The sequence below is a fragment of the Nocardiopsis sp. NPDC055824 genome (assembly GCF_053616335.1).
Map to the genome: position 1 here is coordinate 1 of NZ_JBSHDN010000279.1, position 6,531 is coordinate 6,531.

The following is a 6,531-nucleotide window of genomic DNA, read 5'->3' on the forward strand; positions in this document are numbered from 1 at the left end:
CCTGCCGCACTGCCGGAGGCAGCGCGGCAGCGCCCGTGCCGCACGAGGGCCGGCCCGGGGCCCACCGGGTGCGCCCCGGGCCCCGTGCACGAAGACGCCGGTCATGGTCACCCCCTGCTCGATCCGGTGACCAGGCCTTGACGCCAGATCTGATCGCCCGGCCCGCACGGGAGCAGGCCGGTTCGGTCCGCTGTGCCGTCGCCGTCGTGGACCGCGGTCTACACCGATGCACCGCTGCCGACCGGGGCAGCGGCACGGTCCTTCTCGAGCTTTCGTCGACGCCATGCGCCGCCGAGCCGCAGGATGAACGAGCGGAGCACCTCGGCGACCCGGCCGGAGGGGACGAACATCTGCTGCTTGATCCGTGCGGTGCGCTGGTGGCTCCGGATCGAGGGACGCAACCCCGACTCCCAGGCGGTCAGTGCGGCACGCAGGTCGGCCGGGTGGTCCCGCAGGGCCCTGCCGAGCGCGTCGCCGCCGCGCAGTGCGCTGGTCGCGCCCATGCCCGAGTACAGGTTCAGGCACCAGGCCGCGTCGCCGACCAACACGGTCCGGCCCTTGCTCCATCGGGACATCTTCACCTGGTGCACCGAGTCGAAAAGGAACTCCGGAGCCCGTTCGAGCCCGTCCAGGACGTGCCGCACGGCCGGGTCGTCCATTCCGGAGAAGACCGATCGCAGTCGCTCGACCCGGTCCCCGGTGAACTGCTCGGCGATGTCAGCGGTGCGGTAGGTCAGCAGCGCGGTGGGGGCCCGGTCGGCCAACCCGAACACCCAGGCCGCACGCCCTGCGCGGGCACTGATGACGCTGTCCTGCGCACCATAGGACGGCACCTGCTCGTCGAGCTGGAAGGCGCAGATCATCGCGTTCCAGTTCGTCATGTACTCCTCGTGCGGTCCGAAGACCATGCGACGCACGCTGGAGCGCATCCCGTCGGCGCCCACCACCAGGTCGAAGCGCTCACGGTACTCGTGGCCGGTTCCGATGTCCTCGAGCACCACCTCGACGTCGTCGGCGCCGTCGTCGATCTCGGCGGGCGCCGTGGCGAATCGCACCTCGACAGGCTCACCGCCGGTCCCGGCGATGCTCTGCCAGAGCGCGGCCTCGATGTCGCCGCGGACCACCGCGGCGGGCCGGCCCGGCTGGTGCAGGAATCCCAGCCCCGGCGCCGACCTCCCGTGACGGTCCAGCTCCCACGCCTTGCCTGCGTCGGGAGGGTTGCGGACGTGCAGGTCCTCGCTGATGCCCAGGTCGACTGCTGCCTGCCTGCCGTCGGGCAGCAGTCCGATGAAGTACCCGCCCCGCCGTCGTTCGGGCGCCCGTTCGACGATCACCGGGGCCCATCCGGCCGCACGCAACCCGATCGCCGCGGACATGCCCGCGATCCCGAGTCCCACGACCAGTGCTCGCTTCTGCATGGTGCTCTCCTTCGCCTTGCCGATTCGGGATTGCCCGGAGCCATCGGATGCGCGGCTCCGGGGTCGATCAGTCCGGGACGACGACGGCGCGGGTCCGCCCCTGGTGTGCCCAGGCTTCGCCGACCCGGTCGAGCGGGTAGGCGGTGTAGGGGGCCTGGAAGGTTGCGTCGGCGAAGTGCGCCATGACCGCGGGGGCCTCTGCGAGCATCTCGGCCTTGGAGACCGAACCGATGCCGCTGCCCGTGACCCGGATACGGCGGCTGCGCAGCAGCGCGGCGGGCACGGCGGCCCGCGCCCCGGCGAGCGAGCCGATCTGCACGTACGCCACCTCGGGGGCGTCCTCGCTCATGCCGACCCGGGCCAGGGCGGCGAAGGCTGCTTCGGCGACCGCGCCCCAGAGGAAGTCGAGCACGAGCGTGGGCGGGGCCTGGTCGACGGCCGTGGCCAGAGCGGCGGCCAGGGCGTCGGGGCCGTCGTGGTCGAGCGAGACCGGCAGAGCGCCCAGCTCCCGCAGTCGCTCCAGCGCCTCCGGGTCCCGACCTGCGGCCACCACCCGGTCTGCGCCGAGGGCCAGCGCAGCCCGCACCGCCAGGGCGCCCGACATGCCGGTCGCCCCCAGCACCAGCACGGTGCCGAGTCGGCCCACCTCCTTGCGCCTGGCGGTCAGAACCATCCAGCCGGACAGGCCCGGGTTCATCCCGGCAGCCACGGCGAGGGGGTCGGCCCCGGCCGGCAGCTCCAGCTCGAACGGCGTGACCAGCCGCTCGGCCATCGTGCCCCACGGCGCACGGGCGAAGCCCGTGTAGACCAGGCTCCCGCCGGCGGTACGGGCCACCGCGTCCACACCGGGCACCAGCGGGTAGGCGTGGTCGCTGCCGTAGTGCCGACCGGACGCCAGCCCGCGCACGACATGGTGCAGACCCGCTCCGACCAGGTGGAGCGGCTCCTGTCCCGGCTTCGGCTCGGGGTCGGGGAACTCGGCGCAGACGGGCGTTGCCCCGGGGCCGTTGACGATTGCAGCGCGCATCAGAATTTCCTTAACTAAGTTAAGTTCTTGGTGCGATCAGACTGCCTGAACTTTGTTAAGCTGTCAACATGGCCAAGGGGATCACTCGGGAACAGATCGTGACAGCGGCACTGAGCCTGCTCGACGACAAAGGCTTGGACGGCCTCACCGTCCGCGCGCTCGCCGCCCGGCTCGAGGTGCGCCCGCCTGCCCTGTACTGGCACATGCGCAACAAGCAGGAACTCCTCGACGAGATGAGCACCGCCGTCATGCGGCGCGTCACCACCGCGGTGTCGGCCCTTCCGCCGGCCGACGGCTGGCGAGAGGACCTCGCCGCCTACGCGCGGATCCTGCGCTCGGAGTTCCTGCTCCACCGGGACGGGGCCCGTATCTTCAGCGGTACGCGCATCGCCGACCCCGACGTGGTCCGGATGAAGGAACCGTGGCTCGCGCGCTGGACCGCGCAAGGAGTCGGCCTTGCCGATGCCGACGACGCCATCGACCTGGCCGTCGCCTTCGTCGTCGGTTTCGTCATCGAGGAACAGGAACAGCAGCAGTCGGCCGGGACCGACCCGTCGCGCTACTCGATCGACCAGCGCGACGCGTGGCTGGGGCCGGACGTCCCGCTGGTCAAAGAGGCCGGTCACCTGCGCGACGACGGCGACCAGCGGTTCGAGCGACACTTGGGTATCGTCCTGGACGGTCTCGCAGCCCGCTTCGACAGCTGACCTGCCCCCTGGACCGCCCGTGTCCGGCTCGACGGCCTCCACCAGGTGCTCGACGCCGGGATGACAGCCGGCTGCCCGCAACCGCGGCTTCACCCTGCTCGGTCTGCGGTCGGGCCCGGACTTCGCTCTGGACCGGGTCACACCTCGGGCGCCGACGGGCTGACCGGAACCACTGCCGGTGTGACGCGAGGGGTTCTGCCCCGGACGATCTTGTACTTATAGCCGGTCTCGGCGCCGAACCTCGCTATAAGTACAAGATCATCACGAGGGGGACGGGGCGTCAGAGCGGGTTGAGGCGGGCCTTGAGCAGGCAGAACTCGTTGCCCTCGGGGTCGGCCAGGACGTGCCACTGCTCCTCCCCCGTCTGGCCGATGTCGGCCGGGCGGGCGCCGAGCGCGAGGAGCCGTTCGAGCTCGGCGTCCTGGTCGCGGTCGGTGGCGTTGACGTCGATGTGCAGCCGGGGTTTCCCCTTCTCCGGCTCGTCCCTGCGGCTGAGGATGATCGTCGGCTGCGGACCGCCGAACCCCTCGCGCGGACCGATCTCCAACGTGCCGTCGTCCTCGCGGTCGAGCACCACGAAGTCCAGGACCTCGCACCAGAACCGCGCCAGCACCTCGGGATCGCGGCAACCGAGCACGAGCTCACTGATACGACATGCCATGAACGCAACCCACTCTCGGTCCGGGAACCGCCGGGGAGGCCGCACGCGAACTCCGTGGGCGCCCCTCGGCGAGACGACCCGGCGACTGTACCGAACGGGACGAGCGGGAACCAGATGTTTTCGGAGCCGCCCGGGACCCGGTGCCACCTGCGCCTTTCGGAACTGCCGCTGACGTCCGCGCGACGACACCGGTTCCGGGGCGCTACTGCCCGTCGATGACCCCGGGGGTGTCGTGCAGGACGACGCTCTGCCGGAGCGGGACCCGTCCCCGGCGGAATTCGTTCACCGGCGCGGTCCGGTCGGCCGTGCCGAAGGAGATACCGAACAGGAGCTTGAGGTCCTCGGGGACGCCCAGGAACTCGCGGACGGTGTCGGCGTAGAACCCGAGGATGGTCTGCGGGATGCCCCCGAGCCCGCGGGATGCCAGCGAGAGCAGGAAGTTCTGCGCGTACATGCCGATGTCCCCGGCCGTGCGCACCCCGTCGCCGATGACCGGCATGAAGAGGAAGGCCACGTGCGGGGCGCCGTAGAACTCCAGGTTCTCCCGGACCGCGAGTCTCCTGCCCTCCCGGTCCGCGCGTTCGATGCCCCGGGCCCGGTAGTGGCCCGCGGCCTGGGCCTGCGCCCGCTCCTGGTAGACGCCGTCCCCGTAGTCGGCGGTGAAGTCGGGGGAGGTCCGCCCTTCCTCCTCGGCCCGGAGCAGTTCCTTGCTGAGGGCGTCCCGAGCCGCGCCCGAGACGACGTGCACCGTCCACTGCTGGGTGTTGCTGTTGGAGGGTGCCGTCTGGGCGTCCTCCAGCACGCCGCGGATGTCCGACGGGGACACGGGGGCGGGCAGGAACTGGCGGGGCGAGCGCCGGGCGAGCGCGATGTCGGTGAAGGGTGAGGCGGTGGTGGGCACGGCGTCTCCTCTTGACGGTGCTCGTCCCCGTGGGCACAGCGGTGGCCACGGGGACGTCTCAGGGCGGGTCGTGTGTCAGCGGTGGAGCGAGCGGTTGAGCTCGACCGTCTCGTCCAGCGTGGGCGCGGACGTGAGCGCGGCGAAGCGCTCCATCATGCGGACGCGGTTGCGCGGGGCCTCCTCCCGGTCGGCCGCCTCCAGGGCCGGTCCCAGGTCCTCGAATCCCAGTTCGGTGCAGTAGGCGGGCGTCATCGGCTGCTGGCGCCAGGAATCGGCGAGCGTCCCGGCGTCATAGGGGTCGAAACCGCTCTCGTCCACCAGGCGCATGGCCACGCGTCGCGCCTGCGGGGAGTCGGCCGCGACGGGAAGCGCGATGCGGCCCGGGGTCCCCGCCGTAGCGCCCTTGGTCTGCAGGGTGCCGGCCAGGACGGCGTTCCACGCCTTGACGACGGGCCGTCCCAGCTGCTCTGCGACCCACAGGCTCTCCACCTGACCCTTCTCCACCGCCTCGACGGGGCCGCCGAGGTGGGGGAAGTAGTTGGAGGTGTCGATGACCACGGTCTCGTCGGGCACGGTGGTCAGGAGGGCCGCCAGCGACGGGATCCGTGTGAAGGGGACGGACAGGATGACCACGTCCTTGCCCTGGACGGCCTCGGCCGCGGTCACCGCCTCGGCCCCGTGCTCCAGCGCGGAGGCGTCGATCGTCTCGGGGCCCCGGGAGTTGGCGACCTGGACGTCGTGGCCGCCCGCGCTGAACGCGCGCGTCAGCGTCCGTCCGATCTCCCCCGCGCCGATGATGCCGATCCTCATGGTGTGTCCCTCTCGAAGGCGCGCCGTCCCGAGGAGGGTGCGGCGCGGTGTGATGGGTGGCCGGGCAGGCGGGAGCGCACGGCTGCCGGGACGGCCGACGGCGCCGGGATCCGGCGGGGAGGGAGGCCGGCGGCCTACTCCTCGCCGTCCTGTTCCCGGTATCCGCTCTCGATGAGTGCGCGCAGCCGGTCGAGCGACTCCTCGTCGGTGGCGCCGGAGCCCTTGATCCAGGCGACGGAGACGGCCGCGAGGTAGAGGTCGTACCCCTTCACCGAGGGGCGGGCGTGCCCCGCGAGCTGTGCGGCCCGCACGTACTCGTCGGTGGTGGCGATGAGTTCGTCGCAGGGGAGGGTGAGCGGGTTGTCCGGTTCCCGTTCCCGGACCGCGGCCATGAGCGGTTCCGGCAGCCCGCTGAAGGCGCTGAAGTACTCCTCCAGGGCCCGCAGCCACTGCCGCAGCGCCTCGGAGGCGTCGCCGAGCAGGGCGATGTCCTCCTGGCGGGCCACGAGTTCCTCGGACCGCGTCTGCAGCACGGCCGCCAGCAGCGCTTCCCGGGTGGGGAAGTGCCGGTACAGCGTGGCCGGTCCGACGCCCGCCTCCTTGGCCACCGCCTCCAGGGAGGCGCCGACCCCGGCTCTGAGGAAGTGGCGCTGCGCCGCTTCGAGGAGGGCGGCGCGGTTGCGCTGGACGTCCGCCCGGGGCTTGCGCCCCTGCTGTCCCTTGGCGCCCATACGCCCCCCTGACCTCGGTGTTTCCGGCTCCTCGAAAAACGGAGTCTGCCTCCGCACAGGAGCGAGCTTAAAACGGAGGCTGCCTCCGGTCAAGTCGCCGCCGTCGGTCCGCCACCGTCCGGACGTCCCGAACGGTCGACGCGCGCAGGCGCATGCCACCCGTGGGGGCCGTGTCGACCAGGGCTGTGGCGACCGGGGCTGTGGCTAAACGGACCCAACCCGTGCCGGAGACGGCGAACAGGCCTCCGGCCCGCCTCCGCGTGCGCGGAGGCGGGC

General features: G+C 71.9%; 7 protein-coding genes. 1 reads left to right on the forward strand and 6 read right to left on the reverse strand.

Annotation, left to right across the window (positions count from 1 at the left end; genetic code table 11):
• Positions 1 to 218: 218 nt before the first annotated feature.
• A complete protein-coding gene (locus ACWGL3_RS30040; RefSeq protein WP_452462074.1) occupies positions 219 to 1,418 on the reverse strand; it encodes an FAD-dependent monooxygenase in 1,200 nt (399 codons plus the stop codon).
• A gap of 67 nt (positions 1,419 to 1,485) precedes the next feature.
• Positions 1,486 to 2,445 (reverse strand): hypothetical protein, encoded by a 960-nt coding sequence (locus tag ACWGL3_RS30045; protein WP_267949630.1) that lies wholly within the window; start codon positions 2,443 to 2,445, stop codon positions 1,486 to 1,488.
• Positions 2,446 to 2,543: 98 nt separating this feature from the next.
• Between ACWGL3_RS30045 and ACWGL3_RS30050 the strand changes: the two genes are divergently transcribed.
• On the forward strand, positions 2,544 to 3,152 hold the full coding sequence (locus ACWGL3_RS30050; RefSeq protein WP_452462075.1) for a TetR/AcrR family transcriptional regulator C-terminal domain-containing protein: 609 nt from the start codon (positions 2,544 to 2,546) through the stop codon (positions 3,150 to 3,152).
• 280 nt (positions 3,153 to 3,432) lie between these two features.
• On the opposite strand, the gene ACWGL3_RS30055 is transcribed toward ACWGL3_RS30050, so the two are convergent.
• The 4 genes from ACWGL3_RS30055 to ACWGL3_RS30070 all read right to left on the reverse strand — a co-directional run bounded on the left by ACWGL3_RS30055 (position 3,433) and on the right by ACWGL3_RS30070 (position 6,255).
• A complete protein-coding gene (locus ACWGL3_RS30055; protein ID WP_267949628.1) occupies positions 3,433 to 3,813 on the reverse strand; it encodes a VOC family protein in 381 nt (126 codons plus the stop codon).
• Positions 3,814 to 4,015: 202 nt separating this feature from the next.
• Positions 4,016 to 4,714, reverse strand: a complete 699-nt coding sequence (locus tag ACWGL3_RS30060) for a nitroreductase (RefSeq protein ID WP_452462076.1) — start codon at positions 4,712 to 4,714, stop codon at positions 4,016 to 4,018.
• 75 nt (positions 4,715 to 4,789) lie between these two features.
• The gene (locus ACWGL3_RS30065) at positions 4,790 to 5,755 is read right to left on the reverse strand and encodes an NADPH-dependent F420 reductase (RefSeq protein WP_452462078.1); all 966 of its coding nucleotides are present in this window, start codon (positions 5,753 to 5,755) and stop codon (positions 4,790 to 4,792) included.
• Entirely contained in the window at positions 5,659 to 6,255 is a 597-nt protein-coding gene (locus tag ACWGL3_RS30070; protein WP_452462077.1) for a TetR/AcrR family transcriptional regulator, read from the reverse strand. The genes ACWGL3_RS30065 and ACWGL3_RS30070 overlap by 97 nt, the downstream gene beginning before the upstream one ends.
• Positions 6,256 to 6,531 lie beyond the last annotated feature (276 nt).